The following is a 24,863-nucleotide window of genomic DNA, read 5'->3' as shown; positions in this document are numbered from 1 at the left end:
TAAGTCTAGAATTTTTTCCATTAAATATAAACTTATAAGTATTAAGTACAATATATCTATTCAAAATATTTAAGATATTTTTAGAAGTAAAAATAGTACCCATCCCTGAAATTGAGAATACACATCTATTATTTAAAATTCGAAGTGGAACTCCTCCAATAATAATGCTTATTATAGTTACAAAATGGAATACCGCATTTTTATTATTGATACCCAACTTAAATATTATAAAAAATGATTTTAATAGAGCATAAATGGATAACTTTTCTCTCTGAAACGGAAGTTCTATAACTTTGATATTTTTTTGAATTAGTATTTCTATATCATGATTGTTGGCTTTAGGTGAGCATAAAAAAACTTCCGTATTATTTTCTATCAGTTTTTCTGCTATATTCAATCTATGAGATATAAAAAAACTTGCATTATTTAGTACAAAAAAAACTTTATTCTTTTCCATGATTCATTTCTTTTTGGCTATTTGGAGAAATAATAAGAATTAATATTAAAAAAATATCGATTATTCTTTGTCTAAAAAGATTGCCATAATTGGGAGTTCCCCATATTTGAATTCCTATATGTAATAATATAAAAGGGAAGATAAATAAAAAAAGTTTTTTATTTCTATTTAAATAAAAAATAATCATAAAAAAAATGAATAGTAGATTATCAAAAAAAGCAATAAACGAAGTTAAGATAGAAATATTACTCCAAGTAAATTGACTTGTATATATTCCAAAAATTGATAAAAAATATCCCTTAAATAAATAATAAAGGCTATTCAATAAATCTGGTTTTATTGAATTGTGAATTTCCGTGATCATAGAATTTGATAGATTTTCATAATAAGCAATAGTTAGGTTATCCCATTTTTGAGTTAAGGCATAAATTATTAAAAAAAATGTTGAAAAAATTGTGCTTAAGTATTCATTAATCTTAAAATTACTTATAAAATAAATTATTTTAGAAGCATAAAATATCAATATAGAGCAAAGTAAAATATTATAAGAAGCCCACCTTATTTTTTGTAAATAAGATAATGAAATTAACGTTAAAATAAAATAAAAAGTAATTAAAGCTATATCTAGTAATTTGAGTGCATAAATATTTTTTAATAAATAATATATCTTGATATTTAATAACGTTATAAAGCAAATAAAAAATGCTGCATAAAAATCTTTATTGAGAGAAACACCTGTTTGAATTAGAATAGGACTTAATGATATTAAAACTATAGGAAAAAAGTAATTAATAAATTTATTATTGTTTAGCCTTGTTTCATTTTTAAATAATGCATTGAACATGTTTAATAATGCACTAAAAACTATTGCATTAGATATGTATATTATTAGGCTGTAAGAATTCGTTAATTTATAAAACAAAAAAGGAAAAGAGCTTGCTGGGGTAAAAGTTTCTCTGTTATCTCTTAAGGCTTCATATATATTAGTATAATTTTTTAAATAATACATATATGCATTGTGGTCTGAAGGGGGATTAATAAAAAAACTAGCAAAATAAAAAATAAAAAAGAATATAATAAAATTAATTACAAAATATTTCCAAGATTTTATAAAAATAAATAGAATAATTATGATAAAATATGTTGTAATACCAATTGGTAAATTGATCATTTTAAACTACCTAATATTTTCATTAAATGTTTTGGAAAAATTTTCAAGAAAATTTTCTTTTGAAAAGTGAAGTTTAATACGTTCTTTGTTCATGCTACCAAGTTTTTTTAAATTACAATGATTATTTGTAATTTCATTTAAAATATTGGCAAAATGATTTACTTCTCTTTCAAGTATTATTTGTTGTCTTGTAAAATCATCTTTAAAGTTTAATAAGTCTTTTGCTCCAGGGAAATCAAGAGTTAAACAAGCTAAGCCACAAGACATGGCTTCACCTAGAGCATTTGGCATCCCTTCAATTTTTGAAGTCATAATAAATAAATCAGAATTTAAAAAAGTTTCTTGAATATTGTCATTAAATTTTTTAAACAAAATTATTTCATCTAATTTTAGCTTAATAGTAAGTTCTTTCAAAGAATTTAATAATTCTCCGTCACCATTTATATAAACTTTAAAATTTTTATTATATTTATGACTTAATATTGAAAAAGATTTTATAGCAAATTCATAATCTTTCAGATTAATTAATCTACCGGCCATTACGATTTTAAATTCAGAGCAATTTGACAAATTATCATAAGATTTTATTTTGTTATTTAATTCAAAAATATTGCTAAGTACGAAAATATTTTTATTTGATTTTCCAAAAATTTTACTCCATTGTTCTTTCGCATCATCGGTTTGAGTAAAAATGGAATGAGCAAATATTAAATAGAAATACTTTAGCATTAAAAATTTTATTATTCTAATTATCCTATATTTACTTGAATAAAATCTATAATAATTAGGATGAGTTTGTTCAAAGGGGATCCATTTTATTTTTTTAAAAATTGAAAAAAAAATACAATATTTTAAATCATATGATAAAAAATTAAATAAACAATATTCTTTAGAAAATAATAAATGTTTAAAAATGCTTGTTGAATAATTTCCTGATGGGCAATATCTTTTAAAATGATCTGTATCTATTGTTTTGCATAAAAATTTAATATTATATCCATTTTCAATTAATGTTTGTGCTTGTATTAAAATTTGTTTTTCAGCGCCTCCTCCAGGTATAATATGTGAAAATAAAAAATAAATTAAATTCTCATCGCTTTTAATAGAGTTAAAATTGTCCATTATTCCTCGTCTTTTTTATTACTTATTTAATTGCGTATCCATGCCAATATGGGACATTATTTGAAAAAAATACTTCAGAAAAATTATTTTTATTTAATAATTGCTTAATTTCTTCTTTGGAATATCTTTTTTCTAAAGGTGTTCCAAAACGATCTCTACAATCATTTCTTAATATATAAAATGGTTTATTATAGTAAGAAGATAAAGGTACTTTCATCGCTAATTTACTTCCAAAAAATTTTATAATAGTATTTGTAAATAATACTAAAGGTAAGTATATAAAAATAGTTAATATTTCACATGTTAAATTTTTTATCGGGTTTGGAAATTTTGAAATTATTCTTCTCATTAAATTTGAAATATTAAAAATTAATTTGTAAAAATATGATCTATTATCTAAATTATAATAAAAATAAAATAAAAATACACCTTTTTCTTTTAATACTCTATTTATTTCTTTAATAGCCTTTTCTGTATCAACAATATGGTGCAGTACTCCGTAAGATAATGCTAAATCTATACTAGAATCTATAAACGGCAGTCTTTCTGCAAAGGCTTTAATTGGGATAATATTAGAATTATCTTTTGTGTTTTGAATAAAGGTATTGATAGCACTAGATTGTTCTATGCCATATAATGTTCGAACTTTTGGTGCGATTCTTCTGGCCCATCTACCTGTTCCGCAGCCAACATCAATAACAGTCCAATCTTTTTTTAATTGATTTAAAGTAAAAATATCAAAATATTCTGAGGCTGCCGTTTCAGAATAATCAAGAGAATTGTGGTTAAATTTGAGCCATTCATCTCCAAAGGAATAAATTGTTTTTGCACTACCTGTATATTTTTCAACAAAATGGGAGCTGTGAATTAATTCATTTTTTATAACATATTCTGATAATATTGAATTAGTACTCTTATCAAGCATAATATATTCCTAAATATTAATAGAGTTAAAATTTACAATCTCCAATATGTCGCTTTTTTTGATATTTGATTTATTTGCTCGTTTTTTAAATATGATTTAATATCAATAAAAGTAAAGTGATGACTGTTTATCTCATTATAATTTATTATTTCATTTAATTGATCGTTAAATAGATCATGCGGTACTGCTAAAATAATTAAGTCATAATGATCAATACTAGTTGGTATACCTGTATTTAATTCAATTCCATATTCATGAAAAGCTTCATCTTTATTTCCTATTGGATCAATGATATCTGCATGAAAATTATATTCTTTTAATGTATTTATAATATCAATTACTTTTGTATTTCTAACGTCAGATATATTTTCTTTGAAAGTAAATCCTAAAATGAGAGATTTATAAAAGGTTTGATTGACTGGTTTATGCTTTAAACTTAATTTAATGGACTCTTGTGCTATAAATGTTGCCATTGAGTCATTTATTGCTCTTCCGGAAAGTATGACTTTAGGTATATATCCAACAGTTTCGGCTTTAAAAGTTAAATAATAGGGATCAACTCCTATGCAATGTCCTCCAACCAGTCCTGGTACAAAATTTAAAAAATTCCATTTTGTTTTTGCAGCGTTTAATACTTCTTGAGTATCAATATTCAATTTAGAAAAAATAACGGAAAGTTCATTTATCAAAGCAATATTTATATCCCTTTGGGTGTTTTCGATAACTTTTGCTGCTTCTGCAACTTTAATAGTTGAAGCTTCATATACGCCTGCCTCAACAATTAAGCTATATAATTGTGAAAAAAACTCTTTGGATTCTTTACAGCAACCCGAAACCACTTTAATGATTTTCTCAAATTTATGAATTTTATCGCCAGGATTTATTCTCTCTGGTGAATAACCAATAAAAAAATCATCGCCATGTTTTTTTAATGAATTTTTTTCAATAATTGGAATACATTCATCCTCTGTGCAACCAGGATAAACAGTCGATTCAAAACAAATAAAAACTTTTTTATTCGTATTTTCGATTACTTTTCCAATAGTTTCACAAGCAGATAATAAAGGAATTAAATTTGGTTTATTTCCTTTGTCCACTGGGGTAGGTACAGCAATAATAAATACACTACAATCCATTAAATCTTCTGGTTTTGATGTGTATGAGATGGACTCATTAGATAAAAGAGATGAGTCTTCTATTTCGCCAGTATAATCTATATTTTGCTTAAGCAAATCAATTTTTTTATGATTTATATCAAAAGCAATTATTTTATATCGTTTAGAAAAGGAAACAGCCAACGGTAAACCTACATATCCTAGTCCGATAATTCCAATTGAGGTAAAACCTTCTTCTAATTTTTTAAATAAATCATTTTTATTCATTTTATCCTCAAATACTATAAATTTTTATATTTAACAAACCAGCTTAAAAATTGATGAAGCCCTGTGTCAATTGATGTGCTGGGTTGAAATTTTACTGCTTTAAATAATTTATCTACATTTGCGTAAGTTGCTGGAACGTCTCCTTGCTGAATTGGTTCATCGATAATAATTGCTTTCTTATCAAAAAATGATTCAATTTTGTGAACAATATTTTTTACTAAAATTGGCGTATGATTTCCAATATTAAATATGGAATAAAGATTTGAGCTAGATAATAATTTTTCATTTTTAGAATTTGAATTATTTGGAGAGTGATATTCACAAAGACGTGTTATGCTTTCAATTACGTCATCAATAAAAGTAAAATCTCGAAGCATTTCGCCATTATTAAATAACTTTAATGGCTTATTGTGGGCAATTGCGTCTGCAAATAAATACATTGCCATATCGGGTCTTCCCCAAGGTCCATAAACTGTAAAAAACCTTAAGCCCGTAGTTGGGAGACTGTAAATATGCGAATAGGAATGAGCCATGAGTTCGTTGCTTTTTTTGGAAGCAGCATATAGGCTTATTGGATTATCAACAGAATCTTCTTCACTAAAAGGCAGTTTTTGATTATTTCCATAAACACTGCTACTTGAAGCATAAATAAGATGTTCTATACTAAAGTTTTTACAGCATTCAAGTATATTAATAAATCCTTCAAGATTTGATTTAATATAAGCATTAGGATTTATTAAGCTGTATCTCACTCCTGCTTGAGCCGCTAAATTAATAACAATTTTTATATCTTTATTTAAGTTAAAAACTTTTTCTAAATTTGATTTTTCGCTAATATCACAAAGTTCAAATTTAAAATTACTTATATTTTTATTTTTCTGAATTTCTAGAAGTCTATTTTTCTTCAAGTTCACATCGTAATAATCATTTATATTATCGATACCAATAACATTGTATCCTAAATCTAGTAGTTTTATTGAAGTATGATATCCGATGAAACCTGCTGCACCAGTTACTAATACTGTTTTCAAATTAGACTCCATTTCTTAAAAATAACTTTTTCCATTCATCTTCAATATATATATTCCATCTTGAACTCAAAGAAGTGCCTGCAGGGAGATCTTTTGGGAGTGGTACTCCAAATCCCATTTTTTTTAACTTAAGTACGTTTCCTTTTAATCGTCTACCTAAGGCATCTCTAAGAATTCTTTTATGCACACCGTCCTTTATTTTGTAATTTAGAGGCAATGATGTTCCAAATTCAACAATTCTATAATCTAATAAAGGAGATCGCGCTTCTAGAGAATATGCCATCGTTGCACGATCCACTTTTACAAGTACATCGTCTTTCATATATGATACCATGTCTAAAGCTGCAAAGTTTTCTTCCAAGCTTCTATCATTTAATGAATTCCATGAGTAATTTGGATACCAACTTTTTACTGTGTCAAAATAATTAGGCTTAGAATTTAAAAACAAAAAATCCTCATTATTTAGAGAAGATTTTGGATTTGTACAAATGATTGAATCATAGATTTCCTTGGTGTCTTTTGCATTTAAAAGATCAATTATTTTAGAAATTTTTGAATCAATATTTGTGCTTTTAATTAATAAATTATTTAAAATTATTTTAAATAATTTTCTTCCTAATTTCGTATTTATATTTTTTAATATGAACTGATTATAGAATGGTATTTTAGAACCAATTTTATTTATTTTTTGTATTTTATTTGCATATGAAAATCTAGGATAGCCAAGAAATACTTCATCGCCTCCATCACCTGTTAAAACAACGGAAACATATTTTTTTGCTGCTTCTGAAATAGCTAAGGTTGGAATTTGTGAACTATCGGAAAAAGGTTCGTCATAATGAAAAGGAATTTTGTTAATTTGATTTTTATAATCTTCAGCTTTTAAATGCAAAATTTTTATTGGAATATTTAATTGATTTGCTGTTTCAATTGCAATATTTGACTCATCAAAATCATTGTCGTCAAATTTTACAGTAAATGCATCTATGTTTTTTGTATTCAGTTTTTTTAAACTAGAGGCAACTAGGCTGGAATCAATGCCTCCTGATAAAAAACAACCGACAGGCACATCAGAAACGATTCTCTTTTTTGTAGAATCATCCAAAAGCTCTAAAAATTGATCAATAGCATCGTTATATGAATATGGATATTTAATTGAATAACTTTTCAATGGATCCCAGTATAGAACTTCATTTGAAATATTTAATTTATCTTTTGTAATATTAATTTCAATATAAGAAGCCGCATTTATTTTTTTACATTCATTGTAAATACTAAGATGTCCAGGAATATATCCAAGCCATCTGAAGTAAGACAAACTTTCATTATTTAAAGTTAAATTTAATCCAAGGGAATAAATTGCTTTTAGTTCTGAAGAAAAAATAATACATTCTTGAGATTGATAAATATATATTGGTTTTTTACCTATACGATCTCGAGCTAGTAAAATTTTTCTTTCTTTTTGATTAAGATAAGCAAAAGCCAACATACCATTTAATTTTTTAATATAATCATTTCCATATAAATGAAGTCCAGCAAGAATGATCTCAGTGTCTGTATTAGAGGTAAATTCCCAATTCTGTATGAGGTCTTTTTTTAACTCTTGAAAATTATAAATTTCGCCATTAAAAACAATTGATTCTATATTATCCTTATTGTCCTTATGTTTCATTGGTTGATGTCCAGCTTTGCTTAAATCTAATATAGACAAACGTCTTTGAGCAAACCAAATTTCCCAATTTTCAAAAATCTGATATTTTTCAATTCCCCAATCATCTGGACCGCGATGTACTATCTGGTGCAAAGAATTTTTGATATCATTTTCAGAAAATAAGTTTGGTCTAGATATAATTCCAAAAATCCCACACATAATTATAGTTCCTTTTGTTTACTTGTTTTATAAATATCATAAAAAAAACAAATTAATGATGAGATTATTAAGCTTATAAATGCACATGATAAAATAATTTGCAATTGTCTTTTGGGTTCTAAAATATTTACTTCAAACTGTTCAAGTTTTGGATAAGTAATATTTGGAGTTATTCTCAAGCTTAATTCTTTTTGTGTTTGATTAATTGAAATTGATTTTTCATCCATTTCAGTTTTAAAAATTGAGAAATCTTTAATTAATTTTAAATGATCATCATAATTTATTTTATTTGTTTTAAAAAGATAGCCTGTTACTGTGTTAAAAAGTGCTGTTAAATCTATAGTTTCTGTTTGATATTTATAAAACTTTAAAATATTTTGAAACTCTAAATCTTGAGTTAATTTATGCTTAATAATTAAATTATTTATATATTGATTCATTTTAGAAGAAATCAATAATACTTTGTCAGTATATAAGTAATCTGGGGTTGTTTCTATATTATTGATTTTGATTGTGTTGTCTTTAAAAGAAGAATAAATTGAATTCTTTAAATTTTTATTAAAAGTATTAATATTAATATTTAGTTCACTAATAATATTATCGATTTTGCTTGAGTTTATTTTAAAAGGACTAAAAATTGAGAAAGTGAATGAATAGTTTTTATCATCATAATCAATCTTGTATTTAAAATTAGATTGTTCTGTATTATACTGAGAATTATTTTCATTGTATTGTTTTAAAATACTATAGAAAAACTCTTGATTTAAGTTTCTGTTTGAATTTGCAACTGTGTTAGAAACATTTGAGCTGAATGGAGAATAAGAAAAAATTGGGGCAATTTTAAAGGAGTTAATATATATATTATCTTGTTTTTGAACGTAAATAAATCCAATTAAAGAACCTGTTATTAGAGCTAAAATTAAAATGAATTTAAATCTATAGAAAAATTTTATTAAGTCTATAATATTTTTATCTTTATTCATATTTTTATAATCACCAACTATAGTCTGTATTCTTTCAAGATTCAAAATCATCTCCTCAAAAGTAAAAATAGATTGTATTTATGCTAAAATATAATTCTATTATTTAGTGACTTTCAATGTAAAAGTTATAGAATTTAACGGATAAAAATGAGATACTCTCGTTTCATAAAAATTTCTATACTTCTGAGCTAAAAAAATAAGTAATTTATGAAAAAAACTTATTTTTGAATTAAGAAACTCTTTATCAAATTCTATTTTCTTTACAACAAGATTGATATTTGTATAGGAATATTTTTTAAAGAAATTATGATTTGGATCAAAATATGAAAACCAATATGAGCTAAAAAAGTTTTTATGTGTAGGATCTATATAAGCATAAACACTTCTGTAATAAGGAACTGAGACTGTAATTTTAGCATTATTTTTACTAATTCTATATAATTCTTCAATTACTAATATTGGATTATCAAGATGTTCCAATACGTTATCCATTACAATTTCATCTATTTCATCGTTTGAAAATGGGTATGGAAACTGATTTAAATTATGAACAATGTCAACATTAGGTAGATTAATGCTATCTATGCCAATAAAACCCTCTTTTTTTGATCTTCCGCATCCAAGATCGATTTTTATCATTTTAACTTCCTTTGCTTAATTTGTTTTATAATATTTACTTTTGTAAAATTAAAATAAAAATTCCTAGAATATTTTAAAATTAGAAAATACACATTATTTAAATATTTATTATTGCATATGCAAAAGAATAACGCTATATATGTCTTTATGATTAAAGGATTTTTTTTGATTGATTTTACAAAAAATAAGATTGCTTTTTTTCTATTAGTTCTTTCGCAATTTCTCCCAGAAGTGTAGCTTAAGAGAGCTAATCTATTTCTTAATTTTAATTTATTTAAAAAGTGAATGTCTTTGTAATGTTCCATAATAACAGATTTTGTTGCTTCATAGTTCTTTTTAAAAGATTTTGTCGCATTATTTTGGTGTATTAGATACTCACCTAATGTTTTATTTATAAAAGAAAATTGTAAGTTTTCTTTTGCAATTCTAAGCCAAAATTCATAATCTTCTGCTGTAATAAATTTTTTTTCTTCTGAAAAGAAGCCTACTTTATTTATAACATTTTTATGTAAAACTGTTGCGGAAAGAATTAAAGCATTTCCTTGAAATAAAAGATTGTCAAAAGTAGCATTTTTTTGAGGTCCACTGTACATAATATAAGGAGGGTTTTCGAAAGAAATAACGTTCATATTATGACATATAACATCAGCATTACTAAATCTAAATTCTTCAAGAATATTTATTAATTTGCTTTCATACCATGAATCATCAGAATCTAGAAAAGCAATATATTCGCCATTAGATTCTCTTATTCCTAAATTTCTTGCCTTTGCAATAATTCCATCGTTTTTATAATTATAAATTTTTATTCGTTCATCTTTGAATGAGTCTATAACTTCAATTGTATTATCTTGAGAAAAATTGTTAATAATTAATATTTCAAAATTTTGATATGTTTGATTTATTACTGATTTAATACATTTTTTTATTAAATGAGCGTGGTTAAATGTTGGTATTACCACTGATATTAAAGGATTATTGTTCATATTAATACTCTTTTAAAGTGATCACGACAAAATAATAGAGTATTATCTATTTCATCTTCTATGCTGCCCGATAGACAAAATCCAGTCGATTCTAATTTACTAATACTATAATTTAAAACTGATTCGTTTTTAATTAAATTTTCAGGAGAAATTATTTTAGGATTAAAATCTAAAATTTTGTTGCATCTACTTGCAATAATTTTTGCAATTTCGATTACAGAAAGAGTATTTTTCCCGCCTAAGTTAAATAAACCATCTATTGTCATATTTTTTTCTAAATTTAAAAAATGTAGTATGCATTTTTCAACATCACTTATTGTTATAAAGTCTCTTAATTGATAAGGGTTTTTTACAGTCAAACATTGTTTTTCAATAATTTCTTTGCATAAATTATTAACTAATAATGTCCATCGGTTTATATTTACAGAAACAGGATAACCAAAACTATTTGAAAGTCTTAAAACAATTCCAATTATATTATTATTTGCATGAGCTGCTAAAATAAAATCTTCAGACATTTTATTGCAAATAGAATAAGGATGGGATGGTTTTGGGAGGGTGTTTTCATCAATATAACCGTTTAAAGGACTTCCATATATATGTGCAGTTGAAAAATAAATAATTCTTTTTACATTGCACTGCTCTGCAGCAGCTAGTAGATTTACTGTATAAATACATGTTTCATTTATCGCTTTTTTATAATCACGAGCAGCGTCAATTTCATTTGGAGCAGCAAGATGGATTATTGTATCTATTTCATTGCAGCTTTTTTTAAGAGATGGCTCAGAATCAAAATCCATATCAATAATTTTTGCTGTAAATTTATTATTGTTTATTAAGCTGCTATTTCTTGTTCCAATATATACATCATATGTATTTAATGAACTGAGATTATTTGCAATTCTAGCACCTAAATATCCTAAACCGCCTGTAATAAGTATTTTTTTTTTCATATCAAAACTTTCTTAATAGCGGTTCATATGGAACCAATTATCTGTGAACAATTTCCCAATTGTACGGTATCATTTTAGTAAATGGATCTAATCTGTCAATTTCATTAGAATCATGAGGCACGCTCGTGCAATTTGCTACAATTGCCATTTCAGATCCTATTCCCTTAAACCCGTTCCATACCATTGGAGGAACCGTAACTAAAACATAATTATCCACTCCAAGAAAAATTTCTTGAACTTCTCCCTTTGTAGGGCTTTGCTCCCTGTCATCAAACAGCACAAATTTTATATTTCCATGTGGAACACAATAGTTTAGGGTCATTTCTCTATGAATATGCCACCCTTTTATCGCATTTGGATAGATAGTAGAAAAATATATTTCTCCAAATGACTTAAATACTTCTGAGTCTCTTCGGAGCATGTGCATCACTTTTCCGCGTTCATCTAAAATTTGTTTTAATTGAGTTATTTTTACACCATGAATCATAATTTATTAATCCTCATAAAATTATTAATTTGTTTAGTTGTTGTTTCAGCGGCATTATTTTCAAAAAAGCTCTTATACCATTCAATAGTTAATTTAATAGTTTCATCAAAGTTATATGTTGGCATCCATTTTAAAAACTGGTATGACTTGTCACAATTTAATTTTAATAAATTTGCTTCATGATAATTAATACTATTATCTGTTTCAACAATAGAGCCTTCACCCCAATATTCAATAACTTTCTGGCTTAATTCTTTTACCGTTTTTACATTATCATTGTTTGGACCAAAATTCCAAGATCCTGAAAACTCTTTTGGATTGGAAAGAAGTTTTACTGCTAACAATAAATATCCATATAAAGGTTCTAAAACGTGTTGCCAAGGTCTTGTAGAATTGGGGTTGCGGATTGAAATCGGTTTTTTAGAATTTAAAGCTCGAATACAATCAGGAACGATTCTATCTAAGGACCAATCTCCTCCACCTATTACATTTCCAGCCCTAACACTTGCAACTCCTAATCTTTCACTATTTTTAAAAAAGGATTCGAAGTAAGAATTAAATACAATTTCAGCTGCAGCTTTAGAGGCGCTATAGGGATCTTTTCCGCCTAATTCATCATTCTCGCGATAACCCCAAATCCATTCTTTATTCTTGTAGCATTTATCAGACGTCACATAAATTAATGCTTTTATTGAATTGCATTGTTTGATAATTTCTAAAATATGAACGGATCCTAGAATATTTGTATCAAAGGTTTCTTTTGAGTTATCATAAGAATATTTTACAAGTGGTTGTGCTGCTAAATGAAATATGATTTCTGGTTCAAATGCTAATATTTCTTTTTCTAATGAATTATAATCACAAATATTGAGAGTTTTATGCTGAATTATATTTTCTAAATTTAAAATATTATAGTGATCATTTTTTTGTTTTGGCTCAAGAGATATTCCTAAGACATTAGCACCCATGTTAGCAAGCCAAAGTGATAGCCATGAGCCTTTAAAGCCTGTGTCACCTGTAATAATAATCTTTTTATTTTTAAAAATAGAAAATTGATTTTCATTCATTATTTTAAAATCCATGGAGCATTTCCTTGAGCAAAATAGTCATTTAATAGGATATACTCTCTATAGGTATCCATAGGTTGCCAAAAGTTTTTATGTTCATAAACCATCATTTGATTTTCTTTAACTAAAGATTTAATAGGTTCTTTTTCAAAAACCAAATCATCATTTTTATCTAAATAATCAAAAATTTCTCTTTTGCAAACAAAAAAACCACCAGATATAAGTCCCCCAGTTGTTTGTGGTTTTTCATTAAATTCAGTTGCTAATCCAGAATCATTGCATACGAGTTCACCAAATCTTCCAGGGGGACGAACGCCTGTAACAGTCAAAATTTTTCCATGAGAATTATGAAAATTAACAAGTTCTTTAATATTTATGTCACCTAAGCCATCTCCGTAAGTTAACATAAAGTTTTCGTCATCACAAAGATATTTTTTAATTTTGCGAACTCTAGCTCCAGTCATGGAATTTAAACCTGTCTCAGCTAAAGTTACATTCCAATCAATATTTGTAGAAGTACCATGATATTTTATGGGCTCTGAATTATTTAATGAAATTGTAAAATCATTTGTATGTGAGCTATAATTTAAGAAAAAATCTTTTATTACATTGCTTTTATATCCTAAACAAAGAATAAAATCTTTATAACTCCAATCAGAATAGTACTTCATGATGTGCCATAATATAGGTATCCCTCCAATTGGAATCATTGGTTTTGGTATATTATCAGCAACATCACGTATTCGAGTTCCTTGACCACCACATAAAATTACTGTTTTCATATTTTTTCCCTTTCTTATCATAATTTTTTATAAAGATTGAAATAATTATCAATTGCAATATTGCTATCAAATAAATTCTCAAATCTTTTTTTAGCTTTTTCTGCTAAATTATTTCTTAAAGTAGCGTCAGTATATAAAAGTTTAATTGAATTTGCAATTTCAATATGATTTTTTGGTTCTATCACAATTCCAGTTTCCATTTGAACAATTTGTTCAGGAATTCCTGATATATTTGTAGAAATTACAGGCTTTCCAACACTCATTGATTCAATTATAATATTAGGAAAATCTTCATTTGAAATAGAGGGTAAAATAATTAAATCAGATGAATTGATAAGATTAAAAACTTTTTCTTCATTTTTAATAAATATGATATATTGATTTAGTTTATTTTCTTCTGCAAAACTGAAAAGATTATTAAATTCTTCACCATTCCCCTCAATAATAAACACTAAATTTGTTAATATATCAGGATTTGTTTCGCTTAAGAGCTTAATTGATTTAAGTAAATATATATGTCCTTTTCTTTTTTCTAAAACAGCTATAATTGAAATTATAAATTTTGTGTCGAGTACTCCTAATTTTTTTCTATATTCTTTTGGAGTCTCGGTAATCTCTCTTTTAAAAATTCCATTATGTATTACAATAGTTTTATTTGTTTTAAGAGTTTTTTTTACTTGATCACTTGTATATTTTGAGCCAGTTATAAAATAGTTTACGCATGATTTAGTAATGAAATCAAAAGGAAAATCAATGATTCTTTGTGGTGATTTATAGTTTTGAGGGATATTATTAATAACATATATAATTTTTTTAATTCCAGCTAATTTTCCTGCTATTGCAGCGCTGCTGCAAGATATTGCTCCTGGAAATCCACCATTATTAATATGCAAGATATCTGCTTTTAATTTTTTAAACAGAAAAAATAAAATTATTATGTTTATAAAATAGAATAATGGTTTTAAAATGTGGACTATAATTGAAGAAAATTGATTTGGTAATTTGAGATTTAAAAATGCAATTTTTGCTGAATAGATATCAAACAAAAAAAGAGGAAATAATGAAATATTTGAAAAAACTCTTTTACTTAAACCTATATGATACTCATTTGAGTATCTGTATGAAAATGAAATCTTAAAATTCTCGTTAATTTTTTTAGAATTTAAAAAGTTTGCTATCATATTTTCACAACCAGCAAAAAAAATACAATCCGAATGATAATGAATTTTCAAATTTTCCTCTCTAACTGAAGTAAGCTTTTATAATAAGCTATTGTCTTTGCTAACCCATCTTCAAGAGGTGTAATTGGATGCCAATTTAATAATTCAACAGCTTTATTAATATTTACATCATATTTAATAATCTCATTTTTACGGTCATTTTTAAGACCAAATTTAATTAGCCCGTAATTTCCAATTATTTCTTCTACTTTTTCTGCAAGAATTTTAATTTTAATAGAATAACCACTTGCTATATTAAAAACTGAATTATTTTCGAATTTATTATTATATAACGCTAATAGAATAGCATTTACTATATCATCTATATAAATAAAATCTCGCGTTTGATTTCCTGATGTCATATCAAATTCTTTTTTTAATAATAAATTATTTATCAATGAGGGTAGGAACATGTCTAGATCTTGAAGGGGACCATATGCAATTGAAGGCCTTAATGTTAAAATATTGAAATTTTCAAAGTTTGAAATAATATTACTCATTAATTTAGTTGATGTTTTTGACCAAGAATAAGGTGATATTGGTAATTCACACTGGCTTTCCAAAAATGGTATAGAATTTTGTCCATATTCTTCGCAAGTCCCAATATTTACAATTAGTTTCGTACTTTTATTGTTTATTACTGCATTATAAATATTTAATGATCCAATTATGTTTGTTTGTATACTGGAATAAAAATTATCAATACTATAACCTCTATCTTTAAAAGCAGTTAAATTGACTATAGCATATGGATTTGTTGCTTTTATTAATTCTTCTATAAATGTTTTATTTTCAATAGATCCATTAAAAGTTGAGTTTTTATCATTTCTTGAAACTGTTAAAAGATTATTTTGATTTAATAATGAGTTATATTTATTTATAAAGGATTTTCCCAAAAAACCGCTTGAGCCTAAGATAAGAATTTTTTTGTCTTTAAAAAAGTTTAAATCAATTTTATCTAACATTCACATTTCCTTTAAAATTGTTAATAAACTATTCTTAAACCTGCTAAAGTAATTAATGCTACCCAAGCAAGGGCAATTATACAGATAAAATGAATTTTGTAAAAAAACATCTCATGTCTTTTTGATAAAGTCCTTAAAGCGGCAAATAATACCAAACTTCTGAGGGCAATAATATTTAATTTGTATTCATTTTGAATATCTGCAGGTAGTAAAAGCAATATTAATGGCAAAATTGCTAATAAGAAATCAGTTGGTGCAATAACAAGATATTTTCTTTTAAATGTTACAACAAAAAATCCTAGGGTACTTATAATTAGCCAAATAAATAATATATTATAGGCTTCTTGAAGATTGTATTTATTTCCTAAAATTTCTATCCAAATAATATTAGAATTATTTGCAGTTAACAATATTGTTGAAGATATTGCTATTAAAAAAGACTCAAAAAAGCTATAAGATTTTTTTAAAAATAGTGTGCATATCATCACAATACACATAGCTGCTGCGGAAAGCCCTACAATTTTTGGTGCTACTCCAGAAAGTAAAGGAGCGGCTAATAAAATACAATATATGGTATATCTATTAAGATGTTCCCAGTATTTTAATATAAAAGAAATTTTAGGACCTGCCGTTTTTTGAGATGTAAGAAAAATTTTATAGCCAGCTAAATTTGTAATAAAACCTTCATTTAATTTTAAAGAAAAAACGATACAAATTGTTAATAAAATAATCCCTACCAGTGGTGTCCAATTTAAAGGATATTGAGAGTAAGCAATCGGTAAAATTCCTAAAATTCCAAAAAATATCATGAGAAAGTATACGGCAACAACGCTTTGAGGATGGCTAAAGCCTATTTTCATTAAAGAATGATGAAAATGTCTTTTATCTGGTTTCATGGGATTTTTACCCTCTAAAAGACGCGTTATTATAACATGTGCTGTATCAAAAATAGGAATCGAAAGGCAAAGTATGATACTTAAAATTGGAATAATATTTGAGCTTCCGTTATTTATTAATAACCATTGATTTGATTTTTCGATTACGATAGAATTATTTATGATTAAAATAATAAAAATACCAATCATAAATCCAAGCCAATTGCTACCAGAATCTCCCATAAAAATACTTGAAGGATGAGTGTTATATTTTAAAAATCCTAATATTGCGCCAATGATTGGAATACTGAATATAATTAACAAATTAATATTATGCGTGCTTAAAAAGTGTATATAACTTAATAAAGATATGCCAATTAATACTACGCCACCAGCTAATCCATCTAATCCATCAATCATATTAATTGAATTAATAGCACCAATTATAATAAAAACAGAAAGTAAAAATCCAATTATGTAGGGTAAATGAATAGAATTTACAGAAGTAATGGCAATGCTATTAATTTCAAGATTTGATAATAAAACTACAAAAATAGAAGCGGATATTTGGATAAACAATCTTAATTTTGCTGAAAGTGTTTTTAAATCATCAATAAGACCAATAATAAACATCAAAAAAGAGCAAATATAAATAGCAGCCATATTCGAAGGTAGTTTCCAAATGGCAAGGCTAATAAAGAAAGCTGAAACAATTGCAATTCCACCGAGACGTGGAATTGGAGTTGTATGAACCCTTCTTGGTGTTTGTTTTATTTTATTATTATTAGAAAATTCTTCTACTAATAGAGTGTCATTGGAGTGCGCTCCATCCGGTAAATCATACAAGCGTTTTGCTTTTGCAAAACGGATTAAAATTGGAGCAATCACTAGAGAAAGAGCAAATGCAGTAAGGAAGATAAGTATAGTATAGATTCCGCTCAAAATATAGGCTCCAATAATTTAATTTTAAAGCGATTGATTATTTACTTTTTTGGTAAATAAACAAAAAGTAATTTTTTATTTTAATTTTGATACATAAATATTATTTTTAATAAAAAACCTCCAATTATAATCTATACCCTTCGAAATTCCAATTCTATTGGAACTTCCAATCATATTGTCAGGAACTTCGATACCTTTTTCAAGCCAAAGGTTATTTTCTTTCGAAAATAGAATGCCATTTTGATCCTTTTTTATTTCAAGGTACTTACATAATTTACCAGGACCAGACGCTTCAAAAGAAGACTTTTGTAAATCTATAGCTCTAATAAGGACAGCTTGTCCACTGCCTTTGATTCCTGTAACTATATTTAAACAATAATGTATACCATATATAAGATAAACATAAGAAATGCCACCTTCTTCAAACATGGGAGCGTTACGTTTTGTGATGCCGTTAAATGCATGACAAGCAGGATCATCTTGCATATAGGCTTCTGTTTCAATAATGATTCCTGTTTTTAATTGCCCCTCTTTTGTCAAACGACAAATTTTCAGTCCTAATATTTTTGGGGCAATTTCAGTTGCATTTTGAATAAAAAATTCTTTTTTAATTAAGCACATAAATATTTATTCTTTTTAAAGATAAAATAAACACACCCTGATATCAATACCTCCTTGAGTAAAATGAAAGGTTTCTGATTCTTTATAGAATAAATTTCTACAAAAAACAGACCATGTTTCTTCATTTGGGCATAATATAAATCCAAGTATATTTGAATTCTCTTTTTTAACTGTTTTAGATAATTCATTAAGCTTATTAGCAATATTTTTATACAAATTGACAGAATCTGTATTACTTCCAATGCGAATTCCATAGGGAGGATTTAATGGAATAAAAAGATTTCCAAAAAAATTTATTTTAGTAAAATCCATTTTTAAAAAATTTTCACGATTTAGCAATGAATTATTCTTAATATCAAAAAAAGGAATAAGGGCTTCAAGACTAGGATTTGAAATTAGGTTTTTAAAATTTGCAATATTATCTAATAAGGCATCATTTGCATTTTTTGAGTTATCATTACAGATAATATTTAAATTATTTTCAGAGTCTAATGAAGATATATCTTTAAAAAATAAGCAGTGCTCTTTTGCTTTTTTTAATAAAAAATTAAAATTTTCTGGCTTGAATAAGGGCATTTTTTGTAGAGCATATTCGCGGTTTAAAAGAGCTGGAGGAAATTTATATTTATATTGAAGATATTCAAAAGCAAATGTACCTGTACCTGAAAAAGGGATAAATAAATTTTGAATTTCAAATTTTTCGTTTATTTTTTTTGCAAAATGCAAACTTTTTAAAAGTAAACAGGAGGCATAATCTTCTCTTAAAGGAGCGCTGGCACTTAAGGTACCACGATATCCTCTTTTATAAAGAGAATTGCCTGCTAAAGAAATGCTTACTGTTAATTTATCTTTATATAAATCAGCAAAGACGCAAGTGGTTTCATTGGTATTTTCTCCACTTACTATTTCTTTTACGGATTCTTTTATAATAGAGCTTAAAATTTCTTTTAAACCAGTTTCATGAAAAGCTTTACTGGCAACAGAATCTACTTTTAATTTAAGCGACATTGTATCATTTAAATATAAATTCCAGTTAATGCTTTTACAGTGTTTTTCAAAGGCTTCTTTTCCTACACACTTGCCTTCGAAAATGACAAGTCGAATACCTGTAAGACATAAACTTCTCATTAATAATTCTGTAATAGAAAACATATGTATATTTTCTATAATGATTTCATTTTTAAGGAGAGTGCTTTTACTATTAAATTTTTGAGGAAACCATAAATTATTTAAGATTTGCTCTGTTTCATGCAATGCAATTGAACCTAAACCAGCAGGAAAGATCAGTTTAGCTACTTGTGATTTTCCATAAATGTATTTTTTTATTTTACGATCTAAGTTTTCTTCAATTTTATTATTCATCTAGAACCTATTTTTTCTTTATTATGATAGATATTACAATGGATATAGTTTTCTTCATCGTTTAATTGATGCTGAATTTCTAAAATATCATTTTCTTTTAATGATTTTTTTAAAGGGATTGCAATTGGGCTCCAATGGGCGCAAGCATCATTTTCAGATACCAAAGAAGAAATAAAAATATCATCTGTGAGTTCAACTCTGAACCAAATCAAAGCTATTGCATTTTGGCAATCTTTATTTATTGTAATCGATTTTTTTCCAATAAAAGGATGTTTATTTAAATCTTTTGAAAAATAAGGAGGTGGATCTAATCTTGTTTCGCCAATTACAGAAGATTTTGTTGCTTTATCGAAATCGCTTTTTCCTAAAGATAATGAAAAGGAAATGTCTTCTAAATCAAGAGTATTGCCCGCAGAAATTAAAAAATCATTTAAAAATGTTTCTTTAAAGAATTCTTTATTTTTAAAATTTTGAAATGCCTGAATTCGATGAAGAGCTGGATTGGATTGAATATCTACGATATCAAAAAATACAGTTACCTTTTTAGGAATATACGTTATGGTTTTATTAAAGAAACGAGATCCAATTTCCCGTAAGGTAGGAATGACTCCTTCTTGAAAAGGATCATTGCCAAATAATTCGCTTACAACAATCGTAATATCGTCGTTTAACTTTACATCAAAGCTATTCATATTATGCAGAACAAAGTTTTTATTAGAGGTTTGCAGATCTAATTTTTGAAATATAGGTTTGATATTATTAGCAGCGCTTGTTTCTTCAATGGCAATTACTTTTTTTGCTCCTAAATGAAGAGATATTCCTGAAAGAAATCCCGTTCCTGATCCCACATCTAATACAATAGAGGATGAGTTTATATTTTTTTTTAGCGAGTTAAAATAAGCTTCTGATCGATATTTATCGGCAAGCATGGTCCATTGAGCCCAAGGGTCACCAAAGCCATCCGATTGCATGTGTTTTGATTGTGAATCGTTCTCTTTTATTAAGATACCAGCTCCAACAAGATCGTCTATTAATGCTTCGCACTCTTCTTCTAAAGGCAAGTTTGTAGAGACATTTTTAAAATGATTATTTAAATGCTTAGGAATGTCTTTTAAGGTTAAATTAAGATTTTTATTTGAAAGCAGACTTATAATAGACAAGACTTCAGGAGCCATGTAAAACTCTCCCGAAGAACTTGAAATTGAAGCGTATGAATTTCCGTCCTCTGCAATTCTAAAGCGGAGACCTTTTGCTACCTTAAGCTTAAGTATTTTTTGTTTAGTGTTTTGCTTGGACATAGCTATCCTTTGTGGTTAGAAGGGATCCTTAATAAAGAAGCGACGAAAGTTTGTCGCATGGGAAGGTATCAAAATGCAAACAAAAAATATTTTAGAAGCAATAGGTAAAACTCCATTAGTAAAAATAAATCGCTTATTCCAAAAGCAAAATGTGGAAGTCTATGCAAAATGTGAGTTTTTAAATCCAGGCGGTTCTGTAAAAGATCGTATTGGTTATCAAATGGTATTAGATGCTCAAAAGTCGGGTCGAATTAAGCCAGGTGACATTTTAATTGAGCCAACAAGTGGAAATACAGGAATAGGTATAGCTTTGGCGGGGGCTGTTTTAGGTTATAGAGTTATCATTACTCTACCTGAAAAAATGAGTAAAGAAAAGCAAGTTGTTCTTGCGGCACTAGGCACAGAAATAATTAGAACACCAACAGAAGCGGCATTTGATGCTCCTGAAAGCCATATTTCTATTGCAAATAAACTCGCAAAAGAATTGCCAAATGCTCATGTGCTTGACCAATATGCAAATCCATCCAATTGTGATGCCCATTACCGTTTTACAGCTCAAGAAATCATCGATGATTTAGGAATGGTTCCAGATTATTTGGTCGCAGGAGCAGGAACGGGCGGTACTATTACAGGAATAGCAAGAAAATTTAAAGAATTAAAACCATCTTGTAAAATTATTGGGTGTGATCCTGTTGGCAGTATTTTAGGTGGCGGTACAGATGTTGGTACCTATCAAGTTGAAGGTATTGGGTACGACTTTTTTCCAAAAGCATTGGATGTTTCTTTAATTGATCAATGGATTAAAACGACAGATGAGCCTAGCTTCAAATGGGCAAGAAGAGCAATTCGTGAAGAAGGATTTTTATGTGGGGGAAGTTCAGGAACAGCTCTTTATGGAGTAAATGAAATTATTGACCATGTCCCAAGTGGGTCAAAAATAGTTGTTATTTTACCAGATGGTATTCGAAATTATATGACAAAAATGATGGATAATGATTGGTTAACTAAATTGAGTTTTAATGAAGCTGTTTTAAAAAATAATGTTTATTCTAAATAAGCATTATTAAAAATTGCATAACCAATAGAGGAAATATGGAAGTTAAAGTACTTTTTTTTGCTAAAATTCTTTTAAATAATGGAAATTCAAGTATATTTTTTGCATTGAAAAATAAAGAACTTCCCTGCTTATCTATTTATAATAATTCAATAATAGATTTTGTCCAAAAATATAATTTAAAACGGCATGAAGAATTTGATTCCATAGTAAACAAAAATTTTTCTTTACGTTATTTAATTGAATGGCAAACTCATTTAAAAGATTCTTTACCAAATCAAATTTTATTTAATAATGAAAATATATCATTAAATTGGATGTTATTTCCTCAGGCAGTTAAGTTACTTTCAAATGGAAAAGAAAAAAACTTTTTGCAATTAGCTGTTCAGTATATATCAAACGGTGGAATTGATCAAAATGTTATCGCTGCAGACTATGATGAAGCATTTATAAAAGTTTTACAAAAAAAACTTGATTCATGAAGCATATTGCAAAGAATTGTTAATTTATGTATTCTGCCTTTTTAAAGGGAAGCTTTTGATCTTCTTTTAAATATTTTAAATTGGTGGTTTCATGAGAAAATTGTTAACAAAAAAAATGAAATTAATTCTTTCTAGCTGTTTCCTAATGCTTCCTACTTTTCATTCTGCTCATGCTCAGTGTGAAGTTGGACCTATTATGTTTCGTGATACTTTATTTGGCGCTGGCATTGGATTGGGAGTGGGTGCTCTTGTTTTAGTCGCCAATCAATCTTCTGATAAAATCGCTCCAAATTTGGCTACAGCAACTTTAATAGGTGCTGGGGTTGGTGCTGTTGTTGGTATTGTTGATTTATCTTTATCTGATTGTTCAGGAAGAAGAAATGCTCTTAAAAAAGAAGAAGGTTTTACAGCTCGACCTATGCTTTCTTTTTTGCCGCAAAACTCTAGTTATGAAATAAGTCAAACGAATTCTAGAGATCTATTTCAATTGGATACTTTAAATAAAATGGCTATGGGCGTTACAGTTAGTTATACATTTCAAAATTAATTTATATTTTATATAAATTTAAACGTAGCCTACCTGTAATTGAAATATATTTTTATCTTTTAGAATTCGATTTTAAATTAATGCTCCTTGAAAAATACTTAATGCTATTTGAGATATCTTAGAAGCTTCTTCATTTGTTTTCTAAAATCTTTTGCGAGTTTATTTAAAATATTTGTGAAATTTAAAAGAATTTCTTTTGAATGTATATTCAATTCATTTTCAGAAGTGCTCTGCACTATACATCTTTGTAAAATCATGCATGTGAACTATTTAGTTTAACTCGGCGATAATGAAATATCTAAAAAAAATGATTATTTTCAGAGGCTAAAACGTTGTGAAGAAGTATTCTAACTTTAGTGTAGAGAACTTCTAAAAATGACGGCATTCCTATTTTTTCTCAATTTTCTTCAAATCTAAATAGTGATTAGCACGAATCCTGATTGCAGCAAGACGAACTGTTTCTTTAATGCGCTTTATCCGTGTCTCTTCAGTTTTTGCAGAATTGATCCACTCAAGAATCCCACGCTTTGACGAAGGCGCGACGGTCTCCCAAAATAAACTGGCTTTTCCGTTTTTCTTAAGACCTTCGTTAAGTTCTTTTGGCATTTCAAAATGATCTGATGAATTTAGCTTTGCCCAAGCTCCATTTTTCTTTGCTAAATCAATTTTTGCTTGGCCGTAGCTTGTCATTAAACCCTCTTTTATGAGCCTCTCTACTCGTTGTTTATTAACCGCTGACCAAGCACTTTGCGGCTTTCTTGGGGATACCAGAAGTTTGAATTTTTCATCATCAACCTTATTTGGAACACTGTCGATCCAGCCAAAGCAAAGAACTTCTTCAACCACATCCGTGGTGGAGAGGTTGCGCTTGCCACTTGCCGCTTTATAAATGACAACCCATACGCTGTTTTGTTGCTGATGATTCTTTACCAGCCATTGTCTGAAGTCTGATCGTGATTTTGGAGTGATTTCTTGAAATTCTCTTCTCATATCAATTCCCAACCGATCGATTTACCATCTATGAAAAACCCACCCATCTTAGCCCATCGTTTTTTTGCTCTATCAGGTCTTTTTTTTCTATCGCGGAGCCAGCCTGATTAAAAAAGTATAAAACATAGCAAGGTATTTATTTTTTCCATGTTTAAGCATTTCCTGATAACAAATTTTTTGAAATTCTTTTAAATCATTTCCTTCGGAACAAAGTTTTCCGTTTGTAAAACAGTAGCTGCAAAATTCTTCAGACTCACGTTTTCCTGGGCCTTAGAAAAAGGCATTAAACAGTTTTGGCAAGAATTTTTCACAGGCTTCTCCTCCCATTATTCAATGTTTCCCTTAGACATTCGGACTGACGCCTCAATAATATTAATAAGTTTCCAAAAGACGTTCGAACTGAATTTGACCCATAGTTTTGCGGACTGAGCATCAAAATCCCAGAAGATCATGAGACTGTATAATCAGTAAAATTAAAATCTTCTGTAATACCAGTTCAAGTCTTAAGCATTCTGGGAATAGTCCAATTGTCTGAGGGAAATGACAGTAATGTCGATGTGTCCTCCCAATAAGTGCATTTTACAAACACAATGAATGGAATTAAATTTTTTATAGAGAGTGGTTTTTGATTTTGTTGATAGTATCAAGATAA

The 24,863-nt window shown here is 27.4% G+C and carries 24 protein-coding genes and 1 pseudogene; 3 read left to right on the top strand and 22 right to left on the bottom strand.

The genetic code is table 11. The features are described from left to right. The 20 genes from ACIQ56_RS03915 to ACIQ56_RS03820 all read right to left on the bottom strand — a co-directional run. The coding region (locus ACIQ56_RS03915) for a hypothetical protein (RefSeq protein ID WP_397599766.1) at positions 1 to 457 on the bottom strand (457 nt) is incomplete at its 3' end. After that, on the bottom strand, positions 444 to 1,628 hold the full coding sequence (locus ACIQ56_RS03910; RefSeq protein WP_397599765.1) for a hypothetical protein: 1,185 nt from the start codon (positions 1,626 to 1,628) through the stop codon (positions 444 to 446). The genes ACIQ56_RS03915 and ACIQ56_RS03910, both read right to left, overlap by 14 nt. Before the next feature lie 6 nt (positions 1,629 to 1,634). Continuing rightward, positions 1,635 to 2,750, bottom strand: coding sequence for a glycosyltransferase (locus ACIQ56_RS03905; protein WP_397599764.1), 1,116 nt, complete (start codon positions 2,748 to 2,750; stop codon positions 1,635 to 1,637). A gap of 22 nt (positions 2,751 to 2,772) precedes the next feature. Further along, positions 2,773 to 3,675, bottom strand: a complete 903-nt coding sequence (locus ACIQ56_RS03900; RefSeq protein WP_397599763.1) for a class I SAM-dependent methyltransferase — start codon at positions 3,673 to 3,675, stop codon at positions 2,773 to 2,775. A 32-nt stretch (positions 3,676 to 3,707) separates the two neighbouring features. Next, positions 3,708 to 5,057, bottom strand: coding sequence for a nucleotide sugar dehydrogenase (locus tag ACIQ56_RS03895; protein ID WP_397599762.1), 1,350 nt, complete (start codon positions 5,055 to 5,057; stop codon positions 3,708 to 3,710). A 14-nt stretch (positions 5,058 to 5,071) separates the two neighbouring features. Next, positions 5,072 to 6,088: an NAD-dependent epimerase/dehydratase family protein gene (locus ACIQ56_RS03890; RefSeq protein WP_397599761.1), complete on the bottom strand. Its 1,017-nt coding sequence runs from the start codon at positions 6,086 to 6,088 to the stop codon at positions 5,072 to 5,074. 1 nt (position 6,089) lies between these two features. Next, positions 6,090 to 7,958: an asparagine synthase (glutamine-hydrolyzing) gene (asnB, locus tag ACIQ56_RS03885; RefSeq protein WP_397599760.1), complete on the bottom strand. Its 1,869-nt coding sequence runs from the start codon at positions 7,956 to 7,958 to the stop codon at positions 6,090 to 6,092. 2 nt (positions 7,959 to 7,960) lie between these two features. Continuing rightward, on the bottom strand, positions 7,961 to 8,986 hold the full coding sequence (locus ACIQ56_RS03880) for a hypothetical protein (RefSeq protein WP_397599759.1): 1,026 nt from the start codon (positions 8,984 to 8,986) through the stop codon (positions 7,961 to 7,963). 54 nt (positions 8,987 to 9,040) lie between these two features. Then, positions 9,041 to 9,580, bottom strand: a complete 540-nt coding sequence (locus tag ACIQ56_RS03875) for a class I SAM-dependent methyltransferase (protein WP_397599758.1) — start codon at positions 9,578 to 9,580, stop codon at positions 9,041 to 9,043. Continuing rightward, a complete protein-coding gene (locus ACIQ56_RS03870; protein WP_397599757.1) occupies positions 9,577 to 10,566 on the bottom strand; it encodes a glycosyltransferase family 2 protein in 990 nt (329 codons plus the stop codon). The genes ACIQ56_RS03875 and ACIQ56_RS03870 overlap by 4 nt, the downstream gene beginning before the upstream one ends. Continuing rightward, positions 10,563 to 11,519, bottom strand: a complete 957-nt coding sequence (locus ACIQ56_RS03865; RefSeq protein ID WP_397599756.1) for an NAD-dependent epimerase/dehydratase family protein — start codon at positions 11,517 to 11,519, stop codon at positions 10,563 to 10,565. The genes ACIQ56_RS03870 and ACIQ56_RS03865 overlap by 4 nt, the downstream gene beginning before the upstream one ends. Before the next feature lie 37 nt (positions 11,520 to 11,556). Beyond that, complete coding sequence (locus tag ACIQ56_RS03860; RefSeq protein WP_397599755.1) at positions 11,557 to 12,006, bottom strand: dTDP-4-dehydrorhamnose 3,5-epimerase family protein; 450 nt, start codon at positions 12,004 to 12,006, stop codon at positions 11,557 to 11,559. Beyond that, on the bottom strand, positions 12,003 to 13,088 hold the full coding sequence (gene rfbG, locus ACIQ56_RS03855) for a CDP-glucose 4,6-dehydratase (RefSeq protein WP_397599754.1): 1,086 nt from the start codon (positions 13,086 to 13,088) through the stop codon (positions 12,003 to 12,005). The genes ACIQ56_RS03860 and rfbG overlap by 4 nt, the downstream gene beginning before the upstream one ends. Continuing rightward, positions 13,073 to 13,855: a glucose-1-phosphate cytidylyltransferase gene (rfbF, locus tag ACIQ56_RS03850; protein WP_397599753.1), complete on the bottom strand. Its 783-nt coding sequence runs from the start codon at positions 13,853 to 13,855 to the stop codon at positions 13,073 to 13,075. The genes rfbG and rfbF overlap by 16 nt, the downstream gene beginning before the upstream one ends. A gap of 17 nt (positions 13,856 to 13,872) precedes the next feature. Beyond that, entirely contained in the window at positions 13,873 to 15,087 is a 1,215-nt protein-coding gene (locus tag ACIQ56_RS03845) for a glycosyltransferase family 4 protein (RefSeq protein WP_397599752.1), read from the bottom strand. After that, positions 15,084 to 16,040: an NAD-dependent epimerase/dehydratase family protein gene (locus ACIQ56_RS03840; RefSeq protein WP_397599751.1), complete on the bottom strand. Its 957-nt coding sequence runs from the start codon at positions 16,038 to 16,040 to the stop codon at positions 15,084 to 15,086. The genes ACIQ56_RS03845 and ACIQ56_RS03840 overlap by 4 nt, the downstream gene beginning before the upstream one ends. 20 nt (positions 16,041 to 16,060) lie before the next feature. Continuing rightward, positions 16,061 to 17,857, bottom strand: a complete 1,797-nt coding sequence (locus ACIQ56_RS03835) for a glycosyltransferase family 4 protein (protein WP_397599750.1) — start codon at positions 17,855 to 17,857, stop codon at positions 16,061 to 16,063. A gap of 75 nt (positions 17,858 to 17,932) precedes the next feature. Then, positions 17,933 to 18,478: a DNA-3-methyladenine glycosylase gene (locus ACIQ56_RS03830; RefSeq protein ID WP_397599749.1), complete on the bottom strand. Its 546-nt coding sequence runs from the start codon at positions 18,476 to 18,478 to the stop codon at positions 17,933 to 17,935. Between the two features lie 15 nt (positions 18,479 to 18,493). Beyond that, a complete protein-coding gene (locus tag ACIQ56_RS03825; protein WP_397599748.1) occupies positions 18,494 to 19,840 on the bottom strand; it encodes a hypothetical protein in 1,347 nt (448 codons plus the stop codon). Next, a complete protein-coding gene (locus ACIQ56_RS03820) occupies positions 19,837 to 21,138 on the bottom strand; it encodes a hypothetical protein (protein ID WP_397599747.1) in 1,302 nt (433 codons plus the stop codon). Before ACIQ56_RS03820 ends, ACIQ56_RS03825 begins: the two co-directional genes overlap by 4 nt. Before the next feature lie 73 nt (positions 21,139 to 21,211). On the opposite strand from ACIQ56_RS03820, the gene ACIQ56_RS03815 reads away from it, so the two are divergent. From ACIQ56_RS03815 to ACIQ56_RS03805, 3 genes are all read left to right on the top strand, one after another. Beyond that, positions 21,212 to 22,195: a pyridoxal-phosphate dependent enzyme gene (locus ACIQ56_RS03815; protein WP_397599746.1), complete on the top strand. Its 984-nt coding sequence runs from the start codon at positions 21,212 to 21,214 to the stop codon at positions 22,193 to 22,195. A gap of 35 nt (positions 22,196 to 22,230) precedes the next feature. Continuing rightward, the gene (locus tag ACIQ56_RS03810) at positions 22,231 to 22,674 is read left to right on the top strand and encodes a hypothetical protein (RefSeq protein WP_397599745.1); all 444 of its coding nucleotides are present in this window, start codon (positions 22,231 to 22,233) and stop codon (positions 22,672 to 22,674) included. A gap of 91 nt (positions 22,675 to 22,765) precedes the next feature. Then, positions 22,766 to 23,221 (top strand): hypothetical protein, encoded by a 456-nt coding sequence (locus ACIQ56_RS03805; RefSeq protein WP_397599744.1) that lies wholly within the window; start codon positions 22,766 to 22,768, stop codon positions 23,219 to 23,221. A gap of 387 nt (positions 23,222 to 23,608) precedes the next feature. On the opposite strand, the gene ACIQ56_RS03800 is transcribed toward ACIQ56_RS03805, so the two are convergent. Together ACIQ56_RS03800 and ACIQ56_RS03795 are read right to left on the bottom strand one after the other, a co-directional pair. Next, positions 23,609 to 24,211 (bottom strand): YdeI family protein, encoded by a 603-nt coding sequence (locus ACIQ56_RS03800; RefSeq protein WP_397599743.1) that lies wholly within the window; start codon positions 24,209 to 24,211, stop codon positions 23,609 to 23,611. 87 nt (positions 24,212 to 24,298) lie between these two features. Beyond that, positions 24,299 to 24,457, bottom strand: a pseudogene (locus ACIQ56_RS03795) (zinc ribbon domain-containing protein); the annotation flags it as partial. Positions 24,458 to 24,863 lie beyond the last annotated feature (406 nt).

Origin of the sequence: Silvanigrella sp., from assembly GCF_044369315.1 — a bacterium.
GTDB lineage: Bacteria > Bdellovibrionota_B > Oligoflexia > Silvanigrellales > Silvanigrellaceae > Silvanigrella.
This window is presented reverse-complemented; position numbering and strand designations above follow the sequence as displayed.

Bases quoted from the DNA above. Each gene is read 5' to 3' on its own strand.
- ACIQ56_RS03860 (WP_397599755.1), bottom strand. From the start codon at position 12,006: ATGATTCATGGTGTAAAAATAACTCAATTAAAACAAATTTTAGATGAA.
- ACIQ56_RS03895 (WP_397599762.1), bottom strand. From the start codon at position 5,057: ATGAATAAAAATGATTTATTTAAAAAATTAGAAGAAGGTTTTACCTCA.
- ACIQ56_RS03800 (WP_397599743.1), bottom strand. From the start codon at position 24,211: ATGAGAAGAGAATTTCAAGAAATCACTCCAAAATCACGATCAGACTTC.
- ACIQ56_RS03865 (WP_397599756.1), bottom strand. From the start codon at position 11,519: ATGAAAAAAAAAATACTTATTACAGGCGGTTTAGGATATTTAGGTGCT.
- ACIQ56_RS03825 (WP_397599748.1), bottom strand. From the start codon at position 19,840: ATGAATAATAAAATTGAAGAAAACTTAGATCGTAAAATAAAAAAATAC.
- asnB (WP_397599760.1), bottom strand. From the start codon at position 7,958: ATGTGTGGGATTTTTGGAATTATATCTAGACCAAACTTATTTTCTGAA.
- ACIQ56_RS03875 (WP_397599758.1), bottom strand. From the start codon at position 9,580: ATGATAAAAATCGATCTTGGATGCGGAAGATCAAAAAAAGAGGGTTTT.
- ACIQ56_RS03840 (WP_397599751.1), bottom strand. From the start codon at position 16,040: ATGTTAGATAAAATTGATTTAAACTTTTTTAAAGACAAAAAAATTCTT.
- ACIQ56_RS03910 (WP_397599765.1), bottom strand. From the start codon at position 1,628: ATGATCAATTTACCAATTGGTATTACAACATATTTTATCATAATTATT.
- rfbF (WP_397599753.1), bottom strand. From the start codon at position 13,855: ATGAAAACAGTAATTTTATGTGGTGGTCAAGGAACTCGAATACGTGAT.
- ACIQ56_RS03815 (WP_397599746.1), top strand. From the start codon at position 21,212: ATGCAAACAAAAAATATTTTAGAAGCAATAGGTAAAACTCCATTAGTA.
- ACIQ56_RS03905 (WP_397599764.1), bottom strand. From the start codon at position 2,750: ATGGACAATTTTAACTCTATTAAAAGCGATGAGAATTTAATTTATTTT.
- ACIQ56_RS03830 (WP_397599749.1), bottom strand. From the start codon at position 18,478: ATGTGCTTAATTAAAAAAGAATTTTTTATTCAAAATGCAACTGAAATT.
- ACIQ56_RS03870 (WP_397599757.1), bottom strand. From the start codon at position 10,566: ATGAACAATAATCCTTTAATATCAGTGGTAATACCAACATTTAACCAC.
- rfbG (WP_397599754.1), bottom strand. From the start codon at position 13,088: ATGGATTTTAAAATAATGAATGAAAATCAATTTTCTATTTTTAAAAAT.
- ACIQ56_RS03810 (WP_397599745.1), top strand. From the start codon at position 22,231: ATGGAAGTTAAAGTACTTTTTTTTGCTAAAATTCTTTTAAATAATGGA.
- ACIQ56_RS03820 (WP_397599747.1), bottom strand. From the start codon at position 21,138: ATGTCCAAGCAAAACACTAAACAAAAAATACTTAAGCTTAAGGTAGCA.
- ACIQ56_RS03900 (WP_397599763.1), bottom strand. From the start codon at position 3,675: ATGCTTGATAAGAGTACTAATTCAATATTATCAGAATATGTTATAAAA.
- ACIQ56_RS03805 (WP_397599744.1), top strand. From the start codon at position 22,766: ATGAGAAAATTGTTAACAAAAAAAATGAAATTAATTCTTTCTAGCTGT.